A 22,281-nucleotide genomic window follows, 5' to 3' on the forward strand; every position below is an offset into this window, starting at 1 on the left:
CCGCCTTTCTATAAGGTTGTAATAAAAAATCCACGCAATAGCGTGGATTTTATAATGTCTTCTGCTTTTCATGAGATTCCGTGAAACCTCATGAAACAACAGAACCAAATCAGACGTTAAACAAGAAGTTCATGATGTCGCCGTCTTTCACGATGTACTCTTTACCTTCTGAACGCATTTTGCCGGCTTCTTTGGCGCCTTGCTCACCTTTGTAGGTGATGAAGTCTTCATAAGCGATGGTTTGGGCACGAATGAAGCCTTTTTCGAAGTCGGTGTGGATCTTACCGGCGGCCTGTGGGGCGGTGGCGCCGACAGGGATGGTCCATGCGCGTACTTCTTTTACTCCAGCGGTGAAGTAAGTCTGCAGGTTCAGCAGCTCGTAACCTGCGCGAATCACGCGGTTCAGGCCCGGTTCTTCCAGTCCCAGCTCCGCCATAAACTCGTCGCGTTCCTCATCATCCAGCTCGGCGATATCCGCTTCAACGGCGGCACAAACAGCAACCACGACGGAGCCTTCTTTCGCTGCGATTTCACGCACTTGATCCAGGTAGGGGTTATTTTCGAATCCGTCTTCGTTGACGTTGGCGATGTACATCGTCGGTTTCAACGTCAGGAAGCTAAGATAACGAATCGCGGCTTTTTCTTCGGCGCTTAGGTCAATAGCGCGCAACATACCGGCGTTTTCCAGCTGCGGCAGGCATTTTTCCAGTGCAGCCAGCTCAGCTTTAGCGTCTTTATCTCCGCCTTTGGCTTTTTTCTGGATACGATGAATAGCGCGTTCGCAGGTATCCAGATCCGACAGTGCCAGTTCGGTATTGATGACATCAATGTCATCAGCCGGATCGACCTTGTTGTTAACGTGAATGATGTTGTCGTTTTCGAAACAACGAACGACATGGCCAATCGCTTCGGTTTCACGAATGTTGGTCAGGAACTGATTGCCGAGACCTTCACCTTTGGAAGCGCCTTTAACCAGACCGGCGATATCCACAAATTCCATCGTGGTAGGCAGCGTACGCTGTGGTTTGACGATCTCCGCCAGTTTGTCCAGACGCGGATCCGGCATCGGTACTACGCCGGTGTTCGGTTCGATGGTACAAAACGGGAAGTTGGCCGCATCAATACCTGCTTTAGTCAACGCGTTGAAGAGGGTGGATTTACCCACGTTAGGCAGCCCAACAATACCGCATTTGAATCCCATGTTTCTATCACCTTAAATAACTTGTTAATCAGACTGTTAATGCAACAGCCCGTTTGAATATGAAAATGACGCCCAATTATACACACATGCGGGAGCGTTATGCGATTGACCCCGTCAAACCTTATGACGCCTTGAAGGCATGCAGCCGATTCATGGCCTTGACCATGCCTTCGCCCAGCATTATTTCGGTGCAACGCAGCGCTTCATCAATGGACTGATCGATCAGGGTTTGTTCACTGACAGGCGGTTTGCCCAGAACGAAACCGACCACTTTGTTTTTGTCGCCCGGATGGCCGATGCCGATACGCAGTCGGTGGAAGTTCGGGTTATTCCCCAGCTTGCTGATGATATCTTTCAACCCATTGTGACCCCCGTGGCCGCCGCCCAATTTCAATTTGGCGACGCCGGGCAACAGGTCCAGTTCATCGTGTGCGACCAGAATTTCATCAGGTTGGATGCGGTAAAAGGTCGCCATTGCCGCCACAGCCTTGCCGCTGAGGTTCATAAAGGTGGTCGGCACCAGCAATCGCACATCCTGCCCCGCAAGTGTCAGGCGCGATGTGTAACCGAAAAATTTGCTTTCTTCTTTGAGCGGCTGGCGGTGGGATTCAGCCAGACGGTCGATATACCAGGCGCCCGCGTTATGGCGGGTAGACGCATATTCAGCACCCGGATTCGCCAGCCCCACAATCAGTTTGATACTGCTCACGATACTTTTCCAGATAGGGCGTTACGCCAGTAACGCTGATGTCAGAGACAAATAACAGGCTCGCTAGTTTACACGCAGGGAGGAGGGATCACCAATATCACTCCGGCCTGGAAAGGACTAAAGCCGCTATTTCACCGGGCTATGAAAAGAAATTGCAGGCGAGGTGACTATTTTTTATTCACTTTCTGTGATCGCTTACGCAACGGTGATTGGCGCAGCACCTATAATTTTAACTAATAAGAGGGCGTGCTACGACATCCCCGTTATCTGTTAAACCTTTCAGGAGGTGGGTATGAAACGCAAACATGCAGTGATGACAGGAAATCTGCTGATGAGTGTTGGCCTGGTGCTGATGGTCGCCAGCGTCGGCTATGCCATCATCAGCCAGTTGCCGGGATGGCATCTGCCAGGATCGGGCCGCTATCTGGATCTGATGGGGATATTTTCCGGCGCGATCGTCTGGCTTATCGGCGCGCGGCTTGGCGGTAGAGATACGGTATCGGACCGCTATTGGTGGGTTAAACATTTCGATAAACGTTGCCGCCGCACAGAACGTCTTCCCTAACGGTTCGACCTGGGGCGACGAACCAACAAAAAAGAAAAAAGCCATCGGAAAACCGATGGCTTTTGCTGACATCGCTGACGTGAACGATTAATGCTCGAACATGGCAGAGATGGATTCTTCGTTGCTGATGCGGCGAATGGCTTCAGCCAGCATGCCTGACAATGTCAGCGACCGCACATTCGGCAGCGCCTTGATATTCTCAGCCAGCGGGATGGTATCGCAGACAATCACTTCATCGATCTGAGAGTTTTTGATGTTGTCGTGGGCATTGCCGGAGAAAATCGGGTGAGTGGCGTAGGCGAACACACGTTTCGCTCCGCGCTCTTTCAACGCTTCCGCCGCTTTACACAGCGTACCGCCGGTATCAATCATGTCATCCACCAGGATGCAGTCACGACCCGCGACATCACCAATGATATGCATCACCTGAGAAACGTTGGCGCGAGGACGACGTTTATCGATGATGGCCATATCCGTATCGTTCAGCAGTTTCGCAATGGCACGTGCGCGAACGACACCGCCAATATCCGGAGAAACAACGATCGGGTTATCCAGATCTTGCTGAAGCATGTCTTCCAGCAGGATCGGGCTACCAAACACGTTGTCTACCGGCACATCAAAGAATCCCTGGATCTGCTCAGCATGCAGGTCAACCGTCAGAACGCGGTCAACGCCAACGCTGGAAAGGAAGTCAGCGACAACTTTTGCCGTAATCGGCACACGAGCGGAACGGACGCGACGGTCCTGGCGAGCATAGCCGAAATAGGGGATTACCGCGGTGATTCGTCCAGCAGAAGCACGGCGCAGAGCATCAACCATGACAACCAGCTCCATCAGGTTATCGTTGGTCGGTGCGCAGGTGGACTGGATGATGAAAATATCACCACCACGGACATTTTCGTTGATTTGCACGCTGACTTCGCCATCGCTAAAGCGACCGACGGCGGCGTCACCAAGGCTGGTGTACAAACGGTTGGCAATACGTTGTGCTAGTTCCGGGATGGCGTTACCAGCAAAAAGCTTCATATCAGGCACGAGAAGAACCTCAAGCTTGCGTCCAGAGAAATACTCGACCCACAGGGGTAGGAAGAATATGCATACGGGTATGGGTAAAGAGCGTTAAAACACCACTGATGCCGGTGGTTTTTTAGCGACCCTCGGGTAGTCCGGAAAGCGTTTGTTGCAAGGGGGATACATTAGCACCTCGAGCAATAAAACCGTTTAAATTTTCCGGGGCTTGGTCGAGCACCTGACGAGCAGCAGACTCGGTGTCGAACTCTGCAAACACACAAGCGCCTGTGCCGGTCAAACGCGCCGGGGCGTATTCTAACAGCCATGAAAGTAGCTGTTCAACCTCACGAAAACGTTTTCTTGCTACAGGTTCACAATCATTGGCGAAGGGATAAGCCAATAACGATTGCAATGTGCGCACCGGGGAATCACGTTTCAGATCGGGATCGTTGAAGATCTCGGGCGTCGAAATGCTGATGCCGGGGTGGGCGACCAGATACCATTTTTCTTCCGGTTCGACGAACGTCAACGCTTCGCCGACGCCTTCCGCGAACGCGGCATGGCCACGAATAAACACCGGCACATCGGCACCCAGACCTAACCCCAGCTCAGCCAGCGCTTCGGATGACAACCCGCATTGCCACAAATAATTCAGCGCGACCAGCACGGTGGCGGCGTTTGACGAACCGCCACCCAGACCGCCGCCCATCGGCAACTGTTTATCAATGGCAATTTCCGCGCCGGAAAAGGGAAGGTCCTGCTGGCGGCAATGCGCTTGCAGCAATTTGGCCGCTCGAACGATGAGATTCTGCTCAACGGGAACGCCCTCCATCTTCGTCAATAGCGTGATCGCTTCACCCGCACGCGGCGTGATAGTCAATGTGTCGCCGTAATCCAGGAACTGAAACAACGTCTGTAGATCGTGATAACCGTCAGCCCGGCGCCCGGTGATATAGAGAAACAAATTCAGTTTGGCTGGAGACGGCCAGCTCATTTTGTTCGTGGACATGGCTTACTGAACCTTCCAGTTATCCATTCTCAGCTTGATGCGCTGTTCGCCCTGACTCAGCTCCAGGCTTTTCGGCATCGGCATGATGCTATCGGTGTACTGCTGATATTTGACGTTCCAGCTCTGGCCGCTTTGTTGATAGGTCACGGTGTGTAACAAATAGTGTTGGTCGAGCGTAAAATGCTGGGCGTCGCCGGGCAGGCCGACAATCCATTGGCGCAGGTTATTCATCGGGATATCCATACCGGTCAACTGGCGGACCATGTCTTCGGCATCTTTACCTGCATAACGTTTGCCCTGACCGTCGGTAATCTGAACGCTATCGGGTTGTGCTTTCAATTCCAGTTCGGTGCTGCCGAGAGGGTTAGTCAGGAGCAGGCGATAGTTCTGCGCAGAGGTTTGTTGCCAGAAAAAGCGGGCATAAAGTTTTTGCCTATCCGAAATATAGGCAAAGGATCCCCGGGTTTCGTATTGGCTTAAATGTTGTACTTTTTGCTCGTGTTGTCGCCACTGCGGAGAGGTCGGGCTTTGCCCAGGCAAATCAGGCTGTCGCGTACTACAGGCTGTGAGTAAAAGACCCGCGAGAGGCAGTAATTGCAGGCCACGGACAAGTTTTTTCGACATGGATTTTGCGTCCTCAGAAACAGGGGTAATGCGGGATAAGGTGTCACGCTAGCGGTCTTCATGTTCATCGTCAATCATTGTTATTGTCGTCGAAAAATGACCAACCGCCGTATTTGGGGCGTATTCCTTCACTTTTCTTGAATGGTGGCTTCAAGTAGAATGCCCCCACAGATGAAGTCCATACTAATATCGGTATTACTCGAAGACTCATGACCCTGCTCGCGCTTGGCATCAATCATAAAACGGCTCCGGTTTCTTTGCGTGAACGCATTGTGTTCACGCAGGACTCTCTTGGGGCAGCGCTGCACAGCCTGCTACAGCAACCGCTGATACAGGGTGGGGTGCTGCTATCCACCTGTAATCGTACTGAACTCTACCTGAGCGTGGACGCCGAAGAGAATCAGCGTGAACAGCTCATCCACTGGCTGTGTGAGTATCATCACCTTAGCGCGGACGACGTGCGTAAAAGTCTTTATTGGCATGAGGGCAATGCGGCCGTCAGCCACCTCATGCGCGTCGCCAGCGGGTTGGACTCACTCGTCCTTGGCGAGCCTCAAATCCTTGGACAGGTCAAAAAGGCGTTTGCCGAATCACAACGTGAACAATCGCTGTCAGGCGATTTGGAACGGTTGTTCCAGAAATCCTTCACCGTTGCGAAACGTGTCCGTACCGAAACGGATATCGGCGCCAGTGCCGTCTCCGTCGCCTTTGCCGCTTGTACGCTGGCGCGTCAGATTTTCGAATCGCTGGCGGACGTCAATGTTCTGCTCATTGGCGCTGGTGAAACAATCGAGCTGGTGGCGCGTCATTTACGCGAACATCAGGTCAAGCGCATGTGGATCGCCAACCGAACGCGTGAGCGTGCTCAGGTATTGGCCCATGAGGTAGGGGCGGAAGTGATTGCGTTGAGTGAACTGGACGGCCAACTCGCGCAGGCCGATATAATTATCAGTTCCACGGCTAGCACGTTGCCCATTGTGGGGAAAGGGATGATGGAGCGTACGCTCAAAGTGAGGCGTAATCGCCCGATGCTGATGGTGGATATTGCGGTACCCCGCGATATAGAGCCGGAAGTTGGCAAGTTGCCCAACGTTTACCTTTACAGCGTGGACGATCTCCACGCGATCGTGCAGCAGAATCTGGCTCAGCGCAAAGCCGCCGCCGTGCAGGCCGAATCTATCGTGCAGCAGGAAAGCTCGGAGTTTATGGGCTGGATGCGTGCTCAGACGGCGGTGGAAACCATTCGCGACTACCGTTCCCAAGCGGATGCGTTGCGCGAGGAAATGACGACCAAAGCGCTGGCGGCGATTCAGCAGGGCGGGGACGTGGAAGCGATAGTGCAAGAGCTGACGCATCGTCTGACCAATCGCCTGATTCATGCCCCAACCATCTCTCTTCAGCAGGCTGCCCGCGACGGCGATCAAGACCGTTTGCAAATTTTGCGTGACAGCCTCGGCTTGAACTAGCATTCTTCTCACCCTTTTCGATTAACGACAGGATATAACACCACGCATGAAGCCTTCTATTGTTGCCAAACTGGAAGCACTGCAAGAACGCCATGAAGAGGTCCAGGCTTTGTTGGGCGATCCCGGCGTTATCGCCGATATGGACCGTTTTCGTGCGTTGTCCCGGGAGTATGCTCAACTGACCGACATTACCGGTTGTTTCCAGCGCTGGCAGCAAACGCAGGAAGATATCGCCACTGCGGAAGCGATGCTGGACGATCCGGAAATGAAAGAAATGGCGCAGGAGGAGCTGAGTGACGCAAAAACCGCAGGCGAAGAGCTGGAACAGCAATTGCAAGTTTTGCTGTTGCCGAAAGATCCTGACGATGATCGCAGCTGTTATCTGGAAATCCGCGCCGGCACTGGCGGTGATGAAGCCGCGATTTTCGCCGGCGATCTGTTCCGTATGTATAGCCGCTATGCCGAGTCTCGACGTTGGAAGGTGGAAGTGGTCAGCGCGAGCGACGGCGAGCATGGCGGTTATAAAGAAGTTATCGCTAAAGTGGTCGGTGACGGCGCATACGGGCAGCTGAAGTTTGAGTCCGGCGGCCATCGCGTGCAGCGTGTTCCCGCGACTGAATCTCAGGGGCGTATCCATACCTCCGCCTGCACTGTGGCCGTCATGCCGGAAGTGCCCGAAGCCGAATTGCCGGAAATCAATCCGTCAGACTTGCGCATCGACACCTTCCGCTCGTCCGGCGCGGGCGGTCAGCACGTCAACACTACAGATTCCGCTATCCGCATCACGCATATTCCAACCGGCATCGTCGTTGAGTGTCAGGATGAGCGCTCGCAGCATAAAAACAAAGCCAAAGCGCTTTCCGTGTTAGGTGCGCGCATCCGCGCCGCAGAAGTGCAAAAACGTCAGCAGGAAGAGGCTTCGACGCGCCGTAACCTGTTGGGCAGCGGCGACCGTTCTGACCGTAACCGTACCTATAATTTCCCGCAGGGGCGCGTGACCGACCATCGCATCAACCTGACCTTGTACCGTCTGGATGAAGCGATGGAAGGTAAACTGGATATGCTGATCCAGCCGATTGTGCAGGAATATCAGGCTGACCAGCTGGCCGCATTGTCCGAGCAAGAGTAATGGATTATCAACGCTGGTTGCAGCAGGCTATTCAACGGTTGCAGGACAGTGACAGCCCCCGGCGCGATGCGGAAATACTGCTTGAGTTTGTAACGGGAAAAGCACGTACTTTTATCCTGGCGTTCGGTGAAACCCTATTGTCAGAGACAGAGCGGCTACAACTGTCTCAACTGCTGGAACGGCGTATTGCCGGTGAGCCGATCGCCTACCTTATCGGCCAAAAAGAGTTCTGGTCATTGCCGCTCACGGTTTCTCCCGCCACGCTCATACCGCGTCCGGATACGGAGTGCCTGGTCGAACAGGCGTTGAAGTGTCTTCCCTCTGAACCTGCCGACATACTGGATTTGGGGACAGGCACGGGAGCCATCGCGTTGGCTATCGCCAGCGAGCGCCCTGATTGCCGCGTGCAGGGGGTTGATGTTCAGCCTGATGCGGTGACGTTGGCGAAGGCAAATGCGCAACGCCTTGGTATCAACAACGTTTCTTTCACACAGGGAAGCTGGTTTTCCGGAGTGACAGGTCAGCGCTTCTCCGCCATCGTCAGTAACCCTCCCTATATAGATGCTGAAGATATTCACTTGTCGCAAGGCGACGTGCGTTTCGAACCGCGTCGCGCGCTGACCTCTGGCGATGAGGGCTTGGCCGATCTGCGCATGATTATCACTGAATCTGCCCATTATCTGCTGCCGGGAGGTTGGTTGCTGTTAGAACATGGCTGGCAGCAGGGCTGCGCCGTCCGTGATCTGCTGCTACAGCAAGGTTTTATTCGGGTTGAAACCTGTAAAGACTACGGCGGCAATGAGCGTGTGTCGCTGGGTTTTCGGCCGTAATGCCTCTTCTTTATTGCCAAACGCCGACAAAGTGATACTCATCGCTCATTTTGCCTGTCCCTGGCCGTGGAATGCTGGCTGAGAGAGACCCCGTTTGGCATAATTACTTACATTCTGCCTCGTGTCCGGGGGTTGTGACCCCCGTGACGACGACAGTAAATTAGCTGGATAGCGTTACTGTTTGACCTTGGTGGGCCTGCTATCGATGAAAATGCTGGATTTTCACCAAGTTACCTATGCTGATGGAATACCTATGAGTGCTATTGCCGATTTCGAATTCAACCGCTCACCGTTGAGTGAAGGGGTGATCTTAGTTTCCCAGGAAATACGCTGTGACTTCTCTGCGACGGAAGTTCGACGAAATCTGCAACACCTTGTCGATGAGGCTCGTTTGGCCATCCCGACTCACCTTTCCCCGGAACAAAAGCTGGAAAAACTGATTGCGCTATTTTTCGGTGAGTGGGGTTTCGGCGGCGCCAGCGGAGTGTACCGGCTGTCAGACGTGCTATGGCTCGATAAAGTCCTCTCTACACGTCAGGGGATGCCGGTTTCACTGGGCATCATTTTCATGCATATCGCTCAGCAAATTGATCTGCCGTTAATGCCTGTCATTTTCCCCACCCAGTTCATTATTCGTGCCGACTGGCTGGATGACGAAATGTGGCTCATCAATCCGCTTAACGGAGACACATTAAGTGAGCACGTGCTTGATGTCTGGCTGAAAGGGAATATTGGCCCTTCAACACGCCTGTTGGATGAAGATCTGGACGAAGCGGAGAACGTTATGATTATCCGCAAACTGCTGGATACGATGAAAATCGCGCTGATGGAAGAAAAGCAAATGGAGCTGGCGCTGCGCACCTGCGAAGCCGTGCTGATATTCGACCCGGAAGACCCTTACGAAATACGCGACCGGGGTTTGATCTACGCTCAGCTCGATTGTGACCATATTGCGCTCTCTGATCTCAGCTACTTTGTAGAACACTGTCCGGAAGACCCCGTCAGTGAGATGATCAAAGTGCAGATACACGCCATCGAACAGAAAGATATTGTGTTGCATTAACTGCGAGTTTGGTTTTTTGATTTATCCGACATGAAGGTAACTGTATGAACAACAAAGTGGTAAACGTCGGGGATATCCCGGTTGCCAACAATCTTCCCTTTGTACTGTTTGGTGGTATGAACGTACTCGAATCACGCGATCTGGCTATGCGGGTTTGCGAGCATTACGTCACCGTCACGCAGAAGCTGGGCATTCCCTACATTTTCAAAGCGTCGTTTGATAAGGCTAACCGCTCTTCCATCAACTCTTACCGTGGTCCCGGCCTGGAAGAGGGGATGAAGATTTTTCAGGAGCTGAAGCAGACTTTCGGCGTGAAAGTGATCACTGACGTTCACGATGCACAGCAGGCTCAGCCGGTATCAGAAGTCGTTGACGTTATTCAGTTGCCAGCGTTTCTGGCGCGTCAGACGGACCTGGTTGAAGCGATGGCCAAGACCGGCGCCGTTATCAACGTGAAAAAGCCTCAGTTTATTAGCCCCAGTCAGGTTGGGAATATCGTTGATAAATTCCGCGAGGGCGGTAACGAGCAGGTTATTCTGTGCGATCGTGGCAGTAACTTCGGCTACGACAATCTGGTGGTCGACATGTTGGGCTTCAACGTGATGAAACAGGTCTCTGACGGTTCGCCGGTCATTTTCGATGTCACTCATGCCTTGCAGTGTCGCGACCCGTTTGGCGCCGCGTCCGGCGGTCGCCGCGGACAGGTAACCGAACTGGCAAGGGCAGGGATGGCCGTCGGTTTGGCAGGCCTGTTCATTGAGGCTCATCCGGATCCGGATAACGCTCGTTGTGACGGTCCTTCAGCGCTACCGCTGAGCAAGCTGGAGCCATTCTTGAAACAAATCAAAGCTATCGACGATTTGGTGAAAAGTTTCCCGGAACTTGATACGAATCATTAAGTTATCATCATACTCCTTCAATGAAGCCCGCCGATTAGCCGCGGGCTTTTTACTGTCTAAAAACAACCATACTTTAGTTACAACATACTATAAGTTGAGATTAAAAGAACTCACTTAGACATCGGTGTATTGGCTTATTCGGGCAGAGTGAGAAGGGGCGATGTTCCTCATTCACCATTCGGGCGAGGAATGCATGAGGAAAGTCACTATAAGCTACGTACTCGCACTTTATAGAGCACAACAGCTAATCAATGTCGCCAGGTTTGGCGTAGCGTCACGGTTTTTTTTATCTGAAAGCGATGCCGATAACCCGATGGGTATTGAGAGGGACAAAGCAACGGGATACCGACTATAAGCCGATATCCCGTCAGGAGCGCGTTATTTATATATGTCGGCGCTAATCGTGTAGCGATCGGCGTTGTCCTGCCACTCTTTGGTGATGTGATAGTACTTCGCGCCTTTATCCGCGGCACGTTTGGCGATGGCTTCGGTAATCTCCGTCGGCGTGCTGAACCGGCCGCGAATGCTCACGGAGTCGAATGGCACCATCTGTGCCGCCGTCGCGTTGTTCAGTTCCTGGATACGACTACCGTCTTTTGTCGTGACTGTATATCGCGGACCCACGGTGGAGGACTGCGTCTGGAAGAAGTTCCCAACATTGCTGCTCAGGCTGGAAGAGGTCGCCACGCCAGGGATTTCCACGCGTTTAGCCGCTTCGCCGCCGGCGGCCAGCGCCGCTTTACCGGCCTGAGAGTCGGCAGGGATAACATCCGGACTCTGAACACGGCGTTTAGCCGCATCTTCTTTATAGACGTATGCGGTGATGTTTTGGCTATTGCCGCGGGAGTTGATATCAACCTGACGAACGATGAAGAATGAATAAGCGCCTTTACGATGTGCCGCTTCGCCAATCGCCGCCGCAACGTCTAGCTGCGTCGGGAAATAGCCGCTGACGGTAACCGTGTCAAAAGGCTCCAACTGCGATGCCTCATTTTTTGGCAGCTCTTTCACACCGCTGAATTCACGATAGGTTGTGACGTCGGAAACTTTAGGCGCATCATTATGGTATAGGTCAACCGTCACCGCCCAGCGACCGCCATTAACTTCAGCCGTGCTCTGGACGTAAAACGCATCCGCGCCTTTTTCGTCGGCGCGTTTAGACGCATCAGCAGCCGCTTCATAGATGGCGTTGTAACGTCCCATAAAGGTTATACGGTCGAAGGGTTTGACGGCTGCGGCTTTTTCCGGAGTCAGTTCCTGCGCAGACTGCGCGGAAAACGCTAATATAGAGAGCAGGGTAGATGCAATAACGCGAGTTCTCAGCTTCATAAAAAATCCTTTCGCCTGACGCAGTACGGTTGATTCAAATAGGCACACTGTGTGTTAGCCGCCGATTATGTCACGTAATAATCCCCAGTGCTTCAGCATTTTAAAGCCGAGGTCGTCACCGAATCATCGGCCGGAAAGAGGAGGGCAAACGAGAAAATAAAGACAACTCATAAACCCAAGTCAATCATCACAGGTTTTTATCAGCAATTCCCGCCAAAACCGCGACTATTGGCTGATTTTGTGAACCAATCGAAAATACTTATCTGACAATTATGTTAAGGAACATAGGGCTTTGGGAGTATCGGCCGCGAAAAATCGTGGTTTGACTCGCCCTTCCTGGGGTTTTAGACCAAAATTATTTTACGAGTGGATCATTACTTCCATTTTCAGTAGGTTATAACGGCATTTATCGAAAAGTTCGAGGGTATGAACTTATGCGGTAAATAATTCTTCAGGTAAATCATTATAACAACCTTCGTTAAATATGAGCGAAAAGGGATTCCGTATGCGTATTGGTGTACCAAAAGAACGGCTAGCCAATGAAGCCCGTGTGGCCGCAACGCCGAAAACGGTGGAGCAGCTGCTGAAATTGGGCTTTGAGGTAGCAATAGAACGTGGGGCAGGAAAACTTGCCAGCTTCGAAGATTCCGCTTACGAACAAGCAGGCGCGACACTCCTGGATACCGCAGATATCTGGCAGAGTGACATCATCCTTAAAGTGAATGCGCCTGAAGATGACGAGGTCGCACTGACTCGCGCGGGCAGCACCCTAGTCAGCTTTATCTGGCCCGCGCAAAACCCTGAATTACTCAATAAACTGGCCGACCGTCAGGTGACCGTCATGGCGATGGACTCCGTGCCACGTATTTCACGCGCACAATCGCTGGATGCCCTGAGTTCTATGGCCAACATTGCCGGTTATCGTGCAATTGTTGAAGCCGCCCATGAATTCGGCCGTTTCTTTACCGGACAAATCACCGCAGCGGGTAAAGTTCCCCCGGCAAAAGTGATGGTTATCGGCGCGGGCGTTGCCGGGCTGGCCGCTATCGGCGCAGCAGGAAGCCTGGGCGCTATCGTACGAGCCTTCGACACGCGTCCGGAAGTGAAAGAACAAGTGCGCAGCATGGGCGCAGAATTTCTGGAATTAGACTTCGAAGAAGAAGCAGGCAGCGGCGATGGTTACGCCAAAGTGATGTCCGAGGCCTTTATCAAAGCAGAAATGGCGCTGTTCGCCGCCCAGGCGAAAGAGGTGGATATCATTGTCACCACCGCACTGATCCCCGGCAAACCCGCACCACGACTCATCACCAAAGAGATAGTGGAGAGCATGAAACCCGGCAGCGTCATCGTCGATCTGGCCGCTCAAACCGGCGGGAACTGCGAACTGACGGTGGCCGATCAGGTCACGGTCACCGACAACGGCGTCAAAATCATCGGTTACACCGATCTGCCAAGCCGTTTACCGACCCAGTCTTCCCAGCTTTACGGCACCAACCTGGTGAACTTACTGAAGCTGCTGTGCAAAGAGAAGAATGGCGACATTGACGTCAACTTTGAAGATAACGTGATTCGCGGCGTTACCGTCGTGAAAAGCGGTGAAATCACCTGGCCAGCTCCCCCCATTCAGGTTTCCGCTCAGCCTCAGCAGGCTCAACCTGCTGCCGCCGCATCGAAGAAACCGGAAGCAAAGCCAGCCTCTCCGTGGAATAAGTACATCATCCTCGCGGTGGCTATCGTTCTGTTTGGCTGGCTAGCCAATGTGGCGCCGCCGGAGTTCCTGTCGCATTTCACCGTGTTCGCGCTGGCCTGCGTGGTCGGATACTACGTGGTATGGAACGTCAGTCACGCGCTGCATACGCCGTTGATGTCCGTGACGAATGCCATCTCCGGCATCATCGTCGTCGGGGCGCTGTTGCAGATAGGGCATGGCGGCTGGGTGTCGTTCTTTTCCTTTATCGCTGTACTGGTTGCCAGCATCAATATCTTCGGTGGTTTCACCGTCACTCAGCGCATGCTGAAAATGTTCCGCAAGAATTAAGGAGTCAAGGATGTCTGGTGGATTAGTCACGGCAGCCTACATCGTCGCTGCCATATTGTTTATTTTCAGTCTTGCTGGGTTATCCAAACATGAAACCTCTCAACAGGGGAACATCTTTGGTATCACCGGTATGGCAATTGCGTTGCTGGCGACCATTTTAGGCCCGAATGCCGATAACGTTGGATGGATCATCGTAGCGATGGCCATCGGTGGCGCTATCGGTGTGCATCTGGCGCGCAAAGTTGAAATGACGGAAATGCCGGAGCTAGTCGCGATTCTGCACAGCTTCGTCGGTTTCGCCGCGGTATTGGTCGGCTTCAACAGCTATATCGATCATGGTGAAATCACCGATCCTGTCCTGATCAACATTCATATGACCGAGGTTTTCCTGGGCATCTTCATTGGTGCAGTCACCTTCACAGGGTCTGTCATTGCTTTCGGAAAGCTGCGTGGAACCATCTCTTCCAAACCCCTGATGCTGCCTAACCGCCACAAGCTGAATCTGGCGGCCCTGGTCGTGTCTTTCCTGCTGCTGTTGGTCTTCGTGAATACAGGCAGTGGTTTTCTGCAGGTGCTGTCTCTGCTGTTGATGACGGCTATCGCGCTGGTGTTTGGCTGGCATTTGGTCGCGTCCATTGGCGGCGCGGACATGCCGGTCGTAGTCTCCATGCTGAACTCCTATTCTGGTTGGGCCGCCGCCGCCGCTGGCTTTATGCTGAGCAACGACCTCTTGATCGTCACCGGTGCGCTGGTCGGTTCTTCTGGTGCAATCCTGTCATACATAATGTGTAAAGCGATGAACCGCTCCTTCATCAGCGTCATCGCAGGCGGGTTTGGTACGGACGGGGCTGTCTCTTCAGAGAGTGAGGAAGTCGGCGAATACCGCGAAACCACGGCGGAGGAGGTTGCTGATCTGCTGAAAGGCTCCAGTTCGGTCATCATCACCCCGGGATATGGTATGGCCGTCGCACAGGCTCAGTATCCGGTTCACGATATTACCGCCAAGCTGCGTGAACGCGGCATCAACGTTCGTTTCGGTATCCATCCGGTCGCCGGACGTCTGCCGGGACACATGAACGTGCTGCTCGCCGAAGCCAAGGTACCTTACGACATCGTATTGGAAATGGATGAGATCAATGATGATTTCGCCGACACCGACACCGTGCTGGTTATCGGCGCCAACGATACGGTCAACCCGGCCGCGCAGGAAGATCCGAACAGCCCCATCGCGGGAATGCCGGTTCTGGAAGTGTGGAAAGCGCACAACGTCATTGTGTTCAAACGCTCGATGAACACCGGTTATGCCGGCGTGCAAAACCCGCTGTTCTTCAAAGAAAATACACAGATGCTGTTTGGCGATGCCAAAGCCAGCGTCGAAGCCATTCTGAAAGCGCTCTAAGCTTTTCTTTTTGGCTCTCCCAACGCCGCCTCGCGCGGCGTTGTTTTTTTCTCACAAAGTTCCCTTGTAACCCCCTCGATAGCCACGATACGAATTTCCAATAGTCAGGCCCCCATCAGGGCATTTACGTGTGGCATTATGCGCGACGGTAAATAGGTCAATCTGTCAGGCAAGGGAGAGTTCGAGAGAGGAGCGGAGCACCTTAACGTTCTGCGCCCCGCCTGAAGCGATAGTTTATCTACTGCACACGATTCAATTATGAATCGACATCGTCGTCACTCTCGCCTGAAGCCAGGGGAGAAACAAAATCATCCGGCTTGATAGCCAGCAAATCGCATTTCAGACGATCGATCACATGCTCGACAGTATTACCGATAAAGGCCGCGGACAAACCGGTTCGCCCCAGAGACCCAAGAACAACGACGCCCGCTTGCAGATGTTCCGCCAAATCGGGGATCACTTCTTCGGGCAACCCTTTTTCGACGTGCGTCAGACGCTCATCGAGGCTGAATTTTTGCCGCAGCGCCTTCATTGCTAACAGGTGCTGGCCGCGAATGGCGTCGTTATACACGCTGGGGTCAAAGTCGGGCAACTCGATGGCTACATTAATGGGTGTCGCCGGATAGGCCCCCACAAGATGCACATCGGTCTGATTGACCTGTCTGGCGAGATCCAACGTTTCGGACACCAATTTGATATTCAGGGGATCGTGCAAAGGATCTTCACTCGCCAGATTAACCGCCACCAAAGCCTGTCCGCCGTCAGGCCAGGGCTGGTCTTTCACCATCCAGACCGGACAAGGGCATTTGCGCAACAGCTGCCAATCGGTCGGTGTAAAAATGACCGCTTCCAATCGATCGTGCTGGTGCGCCATTTTTAGCAACAGGTCGTGCTTGCACGTGATAACTTCCTGAATGATGGCTTCAAAGGGCTTACTGTGCCAGACCACCTTAATTTCGATGGGAATGCCCATATCGCGGTAGTACTGACTTTGCTGAGCAATCCATTCTGTTCGCTGAGCGATAACGCCTTGCCGCATCTCCGTCCGCTCATCGGGAGACAGCAGCGTCGTCATTTCATAAGAAAAATCGTAGATCGGCAGAAACGCCTTGATACGGCCGCCAAGCCGCTGCACCAAATACACGGCGCGACGCAATGCCGGTTGGTCATCCTGATTAGGGTCAATAGCGACCAGTAAATTCTGATACTTCGCCATAGGTCCTCCTTTCGGCTGACGATTCGCAGCCTGTATAAATAAGAGTACCCCAAGAAAATTATTTTGAACAACTGATGATGGGAGCCGAATCAATAATTGATGACAACCGTTGATTCGGCAGGGGCGATTAGATTTTCTGGCGGGCGGTTCCGGCCAGTTCGGCTAAGGCTTCGGTTTTTTCGATTGTAATGTATTTGCCTTTCACCGCCAGCGTCCCGCTTTTTTGGAAGCGGCCCAGCAAACGGCTGATGGTTTCGACCGTCAGTCCAAGATAGTTGCCGATGTCGCCGCGTGTCATCGTCAGACGGAACTCGCGGGGGGAGAACCCACGTTGCGCAAAACGGCGTGATAGATTGTAGATAAACGCCGCCAGACGTTCTTCCGCATTCTTTTTCGACAGCAGCAAGATCATATCCTGATCGCTACGGATTTCGCCGCTCATCAGACGCATCATTTGCTGACGCAGATTGGGCATTTTTCCAGACAGGTCGTCCAGCGTTTCGAAGGGAATTTCGCAGACCATCGATGTTTCCAACGCCTGCGCGAAGCTCGGGTGCAACGAGTTACCAATGGCATCGAATCCGACCAGGTCGCCGGCCAAATGAAAACCGGTAATCTGCTCGTCGCCCTGTTCGGTAATCGTGTAACTTTTAATCGTTCCAGAGCGAATGGCGTAGAGGGATTTCAGCTCATCACCGGCCTTGAATAACGCTTGTCCTTTCTGGATCGGTTTCTTCCTTTCAATGATGTTGTCGAGCTGGTCCAGCTCGTGCTCATTTAAGGTGAAGGGGATGCAGAGTTGGCTGATGCTGCAATCCTGACAATGGATTGCGCAACCACCAGACTGGATGCGTCGGATTATGCGCTTTTCAGGAATCATAAGTTTTGCTCTGGCGATAATTGACATTGGTCAATTTTAACAGCTTTTCAGGTCACTGATAAGACCACAGACACTCAAGATGAACGAATAACACGCTCTGAGAGTTCAGAAATGTGAATGGCTGGTAACCACGTGTTAAACCCTCAAGGCGAAGGTATAAGCCAATGTGAAAATGTTACCCGGCCAATCACACATGGCTATGATAAGTAACCTTCATGTATTAGCAGCCATTGCTTACGCTGAATGCCACCGGCATAGCCAGTCAACGCCCCGCCTGCGCCGATGACCCGATGGCACGGTACGACGATGCAAATGGGGTTCGCACCGTTTGCCATACCGACGGCGCGCGATGCCGTAGGGCGTCCGAGACGGGCAGCGAGCTGACCATAACTCATCACGTCACCGCAGGGAATATCTCTCAATGCCTTCCACACCTGCTGCTGAAATTCGGTTCCCGCCGCGGCGACAGGCAACGAATCAATCGCCGTCAATTCGCCGGCGAAATAGCGCTGCAGCATATCGCTGAGGCCGCCGGGATTCACGCTGGGGACCAGCCGCACGGGCGAGTCGCGATAGCGGCGTTCAAACATGCGGTGCAACTTTCCCTCGAATTCACGCCATTCGAGCGCACGCAGGTGATGGTCTTCATCGGCAACCACCATCAGCTCCCCAATCGGCGTGGCAATTTTATCGAGTAAAAATGTTTGCATCACGACTCCTCAGAAAGATGAATGGCTGAACGAGCATACTCGCGGCGTCACTTTTTGACTATGGTTAGATCATCGATAAAGGGGGCCGTTACATCACCGTTTCTTGGCCTCCCTCGAATTGCTGGTTTTTAGCACGAACGAAAGCGCGACAGAAAAGAATTCGGAAACACAGCCGATAAGAACCTATTGAGTCAAAAAATTCACTTTTAATGAAGAAATAGGAATGAAGCTATGCCGATGAAATTCCTGGCCCGTTATATTGCCGCCGCAATGTTGCTGACGATGCCGGTTATGGGTCAGACGCAAGACGCCAACGCAGATATGATTGAGGGCTATACGTCACAGGAACTGGCGTCTGCGCTGCCGGATAAGGTCAACGACTTGATACGACGCAGCCTGAATACGGACGCGACTAACCATATTATCGATGCGGAGTACATCGAGGCGACGACGAACCGCAAGGCGCTGATTTCTCTTTATACGCTACCGGTCAATGTTAGCGGTGAAACACCGCTTGCCGATAAAGAAGACGATGTGGATGCCGTTATCGCCAGCGCGGAAAAAGAGATGCTGCGCCAGCGAATCCAGCCGGAGAAACGAACATTGACCAGCAGCAATGGTTCAACCATACGCTGTCTGCAAACGATGCTGAACAAACAGGTACTGCACTCTCTGTGTGCAACTTACATCCAGGGGCGAATTATGGAAGTGCAGCCGGTGACGTTCACTGATACCGCAGTGTTGCCTGACGCCGTAGCAGCTCAGGATAAACTCGTCCTCGAAATCAGCGATAAAATGCATGCGCTACCGGCAAAATAATCGCGACCGGCCGTAGTCTGATGCACAGGCTATGGCTTTTTTTGCCTGATAGCGCGTTTCCCATTCAACGTTTTGTTTAATCCAGGCGTTACGACGGCCCATTGGGATAACCTAGCCCTCGCTTTTAGCCGATGTGGCGTAAGTGCGTAGATGTAGAGGGGGGAAACCATCACGGCTGTTAACATGATTTTCATACTGCGAAACCTTCCATTATGACTATCCGCTATCCGCGCTCTCCTGCTCATATAATTGTTTAGAACCGCAAAATAATAGCTCGTTAATAATAACCCTCGCCATGAAGAGAAAATATTTCTCTAATGAGAAGTGAGAGCAGAATCAATCTTTTTCTGAAAAAGCCATATCGAAAACAGATAATCAATTGTATTCCAACGAAAACTTATTCTACAGAAGCATTTTTTTACTTAAAAACACATAGAGCAAAAGAGAATTTTCTTCTAAAACACCTTGATTAGTAATGTTATTATAAAAAATAATTCTCTTAGCTTTTCATCATAATATTTCCGGAAGGTGAATTTCATTTCTGGAGATTATGTCATGCCGAAACTAAATGAAGATGTTTTTCTGCGGTGGCTCAAACAGGAAGTCAAACCCGCGCTGGGATGTACAGAACCCGTTGCCATAGCCTTCGCGGCCGCTATGGCCTGTAGATATTTAAACGAACCCTGTGTCAGTATTCGTGGTTTCATATCTGAAAATCTTTACAAGAATGCAATGGGCGTCACCATTCCCGGCACCCATTATGCTGGCATTGCTATGGCCGCTGCGGTGGGTGTTTTTGGCGGTAATCCTGACCAGGGACTGGAAACACTTAAGGGACTGACAGATGCACAAACGGAGCAGGCGAAAGAAATGGTCAGCCAGGGCAGGGTCAATATCACAGCTCAGGACACTCCCGACTTTATCCATATAGACCTAACCGCTACAGGAGCAGTTAACTGCTGCCGCATCGTGATTAAAAAAAGCCATACACGTATTGAAGAGCTTTATATCAATGACCTGCCAGTGTCTCTGAAACAACAAGTTAATGAAGAAATATCAGAAACCTCCCCACAAGAATTTTCCATTGAGAATGCCTTTCATTTCATCACAACGGTACCGCTGGAAAAAATTGAATTCATTATGGAGGCCGCCAAGCTTAACAGCGCCTTATCGCAGGAAGGGCAGAGAAAACCTTATGGCCTTAATATTTCAGGGACACTGACAGCCACCGTCAGACAAGGCCTGATGAGCAATGATCTATTATCGAAAATGCTTATCCAAACGGTGGCCGCTTCAGACGCCAGAATGGGCGGAGCGCCGGTGACAGCCATGTCCAACTTCGGCTCAGGTAATCAGGGCATTACTGCAACCATGCCTGTCGTGGTCCTTGCTGCGGAACTTAAAAGCAGTCAGGAAGAACTCATCAGGGCACTCGCCTTATCCCACTTAGTGGCAATTTCTGTCCACGCCCGTTACACCCGTTTGTCCGCACTGTGCGCCGCGTCCACCGCCGCGATGGGGGCCGCGGCGGGGATGGCATGGCTGTTTACCCGCGACCTGAATGTCATTCAGGCGACCATCATCAATATGGTTAGCGATATCAGCGGGATCATCTGCGATGGTGCATCTAACAGCTGTGCCATGAAGGTCTCCTCCGTCACGATGAGTGCATTCAAGTCCGTGCTCATGGCCAAGCAAGGCACACAAGTGAGCAGTCACGACGGTATCGTTAGCCAGGATGCAGAACAGACGATCAACAACCTTAGCCGTCTGGTGAATGAAGCTATGCCTGCAACAGATAAAAAAATTATCCACATCATGACTGAAAAAGATGCTCTGGCGGATAGCTGAGCGCGGATGAATATATCACCCGGCCAATTGAGCGCATGTGCGCAAGTTGGCCCAGGAGAAACGTGATGAATAAAAAGGCGACAGTTTTAAGGGGTATTAGCGCTGTAATGCCTCTCTGTATTGGAGATTTCCCGTTTTCATTTATCGTTGGAGCCCTTAGCGTCAGCATGGGGATGAGTGTCTGGCAGAGTACCGCGTGGTCATGCATTGTGATCGCAGGTTCAGCACAAATGCTGGCATTGAATATGCTAAAAGCCGGTGCCAGCCTGGGCGTCATTATATTCACTACTTTTGTTATAAACCTTCGTCATGTGCTTTATAGCGCATCCATGGCAGAAAAGGTCAGGGAAGCATCTTTATTTAAAAAATGCTTTATTTCTTACGCCCTGACCGATGAAGTCTACGCCACAACAATAAAAAACATGGATGAAAACAAAAGCGATAAATATCTTTTCTATTTCACGGTTATGTCGACTTTCTGGATTTTCTGGGTATTGGCCGATTTTCTGGGCGCCGTCATTGGTTCATCTTTCCCAGATATTGAGAAATACGGTCTGGACTTTGCGATGGTTGCCGCTTTTATTGCCATTGTGGTGCCTCAGATTAAATGTCAGGCCTGTACGGTAGCCGCATTGGTTGCTTCAGTATCTGGTGTACTGCTCGTCATTATTCCTTGTTCTCTGGGCATCGTAGTGGCTTCCTTATTAGGTATATCAGCAGGCTTAAGTATTGACCTTATGGAAGAAAGAAAGATTAATTCAGAAAACACCCTTCACGAACCGCTTCAGAATAATAAGGTAGCCGAAAATGAATAATAGTTATTTTATTGCCCTGACGTTAGGAATGGCCGCAGTGACATTCCTCATTAGATTCTCCTTTATAGGAATAGCAGGGAAACTGAATATGAGTGAGCGAGTAAAAAAAACACTTCGCTTTGTTCCCGCCACGGTGTTACCGGCAATCATTACTGTTCAGATTTTAGAGATAAATTCACACATGCAGTTTGATCTTCAAAATCCCAAAGTTATCGCAGCGATTATTTGCACACTGATAAGTTTCAGGTTTGGCCTAATCTGGGTTGTTATCAGTGGCGTGGGATCACTGCTTTTGTTAAGCCATTTTATGTAACGGAAAGAGGTAAACATTCATGAAAATTATTAATACGAAAAACGCCCCTGCGGCTATTGGTCCTTATGTTCAAGGGATCAATACCGGCAACGTGGTCATTACATCAGGTCAATTACCTGTAGAACCGCTATCCGGAGTTATGCCGGATGGGATTGAGGCGCAAACACATCAATCACTGGAAAACGTGAGAGCCGTAATAGAAGCTGCGGGCCTGGACGTAAGTAACATCATCAAGACGACAATATTTGTTAAAGACCTGAATGATTTTTCAGCAGTAAATAGTGTCTATGAGGCTTTCTTTACTCAGTACGACGCTTCTTTCCCAGCACGTTCCTGTGTTGAAGTCGCCCGACTACCTAAGGATGCAAAAATAGAAATAGAAGCCATCGCGGTTGCTTAATCGCA

General features: G+C 51.7%; 22 protein-coding genes. 13 read left to right on the forward strand and 9 right to left on the reverse strand.

Annotated features, from left to right (window positions below; all coding sequences use genetic code 11):
- Positions 1-109 precede the first annotated feature (109 nt).
- A complete protein-coding gene (gene ychF / locus BLU64_RS03865) occupies positions 110-1,201 on the reverse strand; it encodes a redox-regulated ATPase YchF (protein WP_026739461.1) in 1,092 nt (363 codons plus the stop codon).
- Positions 1,202-1,322: 121 nt separating this feature from the next.
- Positions 1,323-1,910, reverse strand: a complete 588-nt coding sequence (pth, locus tag BLU64_RS03870; protein WP_026742497.1) for an aminoacyl-tRNA hydrolase — start codon at positions 1,908-1,910, stop codon at positions 1,323-1,325.
- 292 nt (positions 1,911-2,202) lie between these two features.
- On the opposite strand from pth, the gene ychH reads away from it, so the two are divergent.
- Positions 2,203-2,475 carry a stress-induced protein YchH gene (gene ychH / locus BLU64_RS03875; RefSeq protein ID WP_026739463.1) on the forward strand — a complete coding sequence of 91 codons (273 nt, stop codon included), beginning with the start codon at positions 2,203-2,205 and terminating at the stop codon, positions 2,473-2,475.
- 87 nt (positions 2,476-2,562) lie between these two features.
- On the opposite strand, the gene prs is transcribed toward ychH, so the two are convergent.
- The 3 genes from prs to lolB form a co-directional block, all read right to left on the reverse strand.
- Positions 2,563-3,510, reverse strand: coding sequence for a ribose-phosphate diphosphokinase (gene prs, locus BLU64_RS03880; protein ID WP_139171474.1), 948 nt, complete (start codon positions 3,508-3,510; stop codon positions 2,563-2,565).
- A gap of 112 nt (positions 3,511-3,622) precedes the next feature.
- Positions 3,623-4,495 (reverse strand): 4-(cytidine 5'-diphospho)-2-C-methyl-D-erythritol kinase, encoded by an 873-nt coding sequence (gene ispE / locus BLU64_RS03885; RefSeq protein ID WP_026742499.1) that lies wholly within the window; start codon positions 4,493-4,495, stop codon positions 3,623-3,625.
- A 3-nt stretch (positions 4,496-4,498) separates the two neighbouring features.
- Entirely contained in the window at positions 4,499-5,119 is a 621-nt protein-coding gene (gene lolB, locus BLU64_RS03890) for a lipoprotein insertase outer membrane protein LolB (protein ID WP_026742500.1), read from the reverse strand.
- Between the two features lie 209 nt (positions 5,120-5,328).
- Between lolB and hemA the strand changes: the two genes are divergently transcribed.
- From hemA to kdsA, 5 genes are all read left to right on the forward strand, one after another.
- A complete protein-coding gene (hemA, locus tag BLU64_RS03895) occupies positions 5,329-6,585 on the forward strand; it encodes a glutamyl-tRNA reductase (protein ID WP_026742501.1) in 1,257 nt (418 codons plus the stop codon).
- Positions 6,586-6,631: 46 nt separating this feature from the next.
- Positions 6,632-7,714, forward strand: a complete 1,083-nt coding sequence (gene prfA / locus BLU64_RS03900; protein ID WP_074727949.1) for a peptide chain release factor 1 — start codon at positions 6,632-6,634, stop codon at positions 7,712-7,714.
- Positions 7,714-8,544 (forward strand): peptide chain release factor N(5)-glutamine methyltransferase, encoded by an 831-nt coding sequence (prmC, locus tag BLU64_RS03905; protein ID WP_074727950.1) that lies wholly within the window; start codon positions 7,714-7,716, stop codon positions 8,542-8,544. Before prfA ends, prmC begins: the two co-directional genes overlap by 1 nt.
- A 253-nt stretch (positions 8,545-8,797) precedes the next feature.
- Positions 8,798-9,607: an invasion regulator SirB1 gene (sirB1, locus tag BLU64_RS03910; protein ID WP_026742504.1), complete on the forward strand. Its 810-nt coding sequence runs from the start codon at positions 8,798-8,800 to the stop codon at positions 9,605-9,607.
- Positions 9,608-9,651: 44 nt separating this feature from the next.
- Positions 9,652-10,506: a 3-deoxy-8-phosphooctulonate synthase gene (gene kdsA / locus BLU64_RS03915; protein WP_026739471.1), complete on the forward strand. Its 855-nt coding sequence runs from the start codon at positions 9,652-9,654 to the stop codon at positions 10,504-10,506.
- A gap of 378 nt (positions 10,507-10,884) precedes the next feature.
- Here the strand turns inward: kdsA and ydgH are convergent, their stop codons facing one another.
- Entirely contained in the window at positions 10,885-11,835 is a 951-nt protein-coding gene (gene ydgH, locus BLU64_RS03925; protein ID WP_026742506.1) for a DUF1471 family protein YdgH, read from the reverse strand.
- Positions 11,836-12,340: 505 nt separating this feature from the next.
- Here ydgH and pntA point away from each other — a divergent pair.
- Together pntA and pntB are read left to right on the forward strand one after the other, a co-directional pair.
- A complete protein-coding gene (gene pntA, locus BLU64_RS03930) occupies positions 12,341-13,873 on the forward strand; it encodes a Re/Si-specific NAD(P)(+) transhydrogenase subunit alpha (RefSeq protein WP_074727951.1) in 1,533 nt (510 codons plus the stop codon).
- Positions 13,874-13,883: 10 nt separating this feature from the next.
- Positions 13,884-15,272 (forward strand): Re/Si-specific NAD(P)(+) transhydrogenase subunit beta, encoded by a 1,389-nt coding sequence (pntB, locus tag BLU64_RS03935; RefSeq protein ID WP_026742508.1) that lies wholly within the window; start codon positions 13,884-13,886, stop codon positions 15,270-15,272.
- Between the two features lie 256 nt (positions 15,273-15,528).
- On the opposite strand, the gene uspE is transcribed toward pntB, so the two are convergent.
- The 3 genes from uspE to ogt form a co-directional block, all read right to left on the reverse strand.
- Entirely contained in the window at positions 15,529-16,488 is a 960-nt protein-coding gene (gene uspE, locus BLU64_RS03940) for a universal stress protein UspE (RefSeq protein WP_026742509.1), read from the reverse strand.
- A gap of 127 nt (positions 16,489-16,615) precedes the next feature.
- Entirely contained in the window at positions 16,616-17,368 is a 753-nt protein-coding gene (fnr, locus tag BLU64_RS03945) for a fumarate/nitrate reduction transcriptional regulator Fnr (protein ID WP_026742510.1), read from the reverse strand.
- A gap of 197 nt (positions 17,369-17,565) precedes the next feature.
- Positions 17,566-18,078, reverse strand: coding sequence for a methylated-DNA--[protein]-cysteine S-methyltransferase (gene ogt / locus BLU64_RS03950; protein WP_074727953.1), 513 nt, complete (start codon positions 18,076-18,078; stop codon positions 17,566-17,568).
- Between the two features lie 231 nt (positions 18,079-18,309).
- On the opposite strand from ogt, the gene BLU64_RS03955 reads away from it, so the two are divergent.
- The 5 genes from BLU64_RS03955 to BLU64_RS03975 all read left to right on the forward strand — a co-directional run bounded on the left by BLU64_RS03955 (position 18,310) and on the right by BLU64_RS03975 (position 22,276).
- Positions 18,310-18,897, forward strand: a complete 588-nt coding sequence (locus BLU64_RS03955; protein WP_026742512.1) for a hypothetical protein — start codon at positions 18,310-18,312, stop codon at positions 18,895-18,897.
- A gap of 555 nt (positions 18,898-19,452) precedes the next feature.
- On the forward strand, positions 19,453-20,748 hold the full coding sequence (locus BLU64_RS03960) for an L-cysteine desulfidase family protein (protein ID WP_074727955.1): 1,296 nt from the start codon (positions 19,453-19,455) through the stop codon (positions 20,746-20,748).
- Positions 20,749-20,813: 65 nt separating this feature from the next.
- The gene (locus BLU64_RS03965; protein ID WP_026742514.1) at positions 20,814-21,563 is read left to right on the forward strand and encodes an AzlC family ABC transporter permease; all 750 of its coding nucleotides are present in this window, start codon (positions 20,814-20,816) and stop codon (positions 21,561-21,563) included.
- Entirely contained in the window at positions 21,556-21,876 is a 321-nt protein-coding gene (locus BLU64_RS03970; RefSeq protein ID WP_026742515.1) for an AzlD domain-containing protein, read from the forward strand. Before BLU64_RS03965 ends, BLU64_RS03970 begins: the two co-directional genes overlap by 8 nt.
- Before the next feature lie 19 nt (positions 21,877-21,895).
- Complete coding sequence (locus BLU64_RS03975) at positions 21,896-22,276, forward strand: RidA family protein (protein ID WP_026742516.1); 381 nt, start codon at positions 21,896-21,898, stop codon at positions 22,274-22,276.
- Positions 22,277-22,281: the final 5 nt, after the last annotated feature.

This window comes from Lonsdalea quercina (assembly GCF_900107885.1).
Lineage (GTDB): Bacteria > Pseudomonadota > Gammaproteobacteria > Enterobacterales > Enterobacteriaceae > Lonsdalea > Lonsdalea quercina.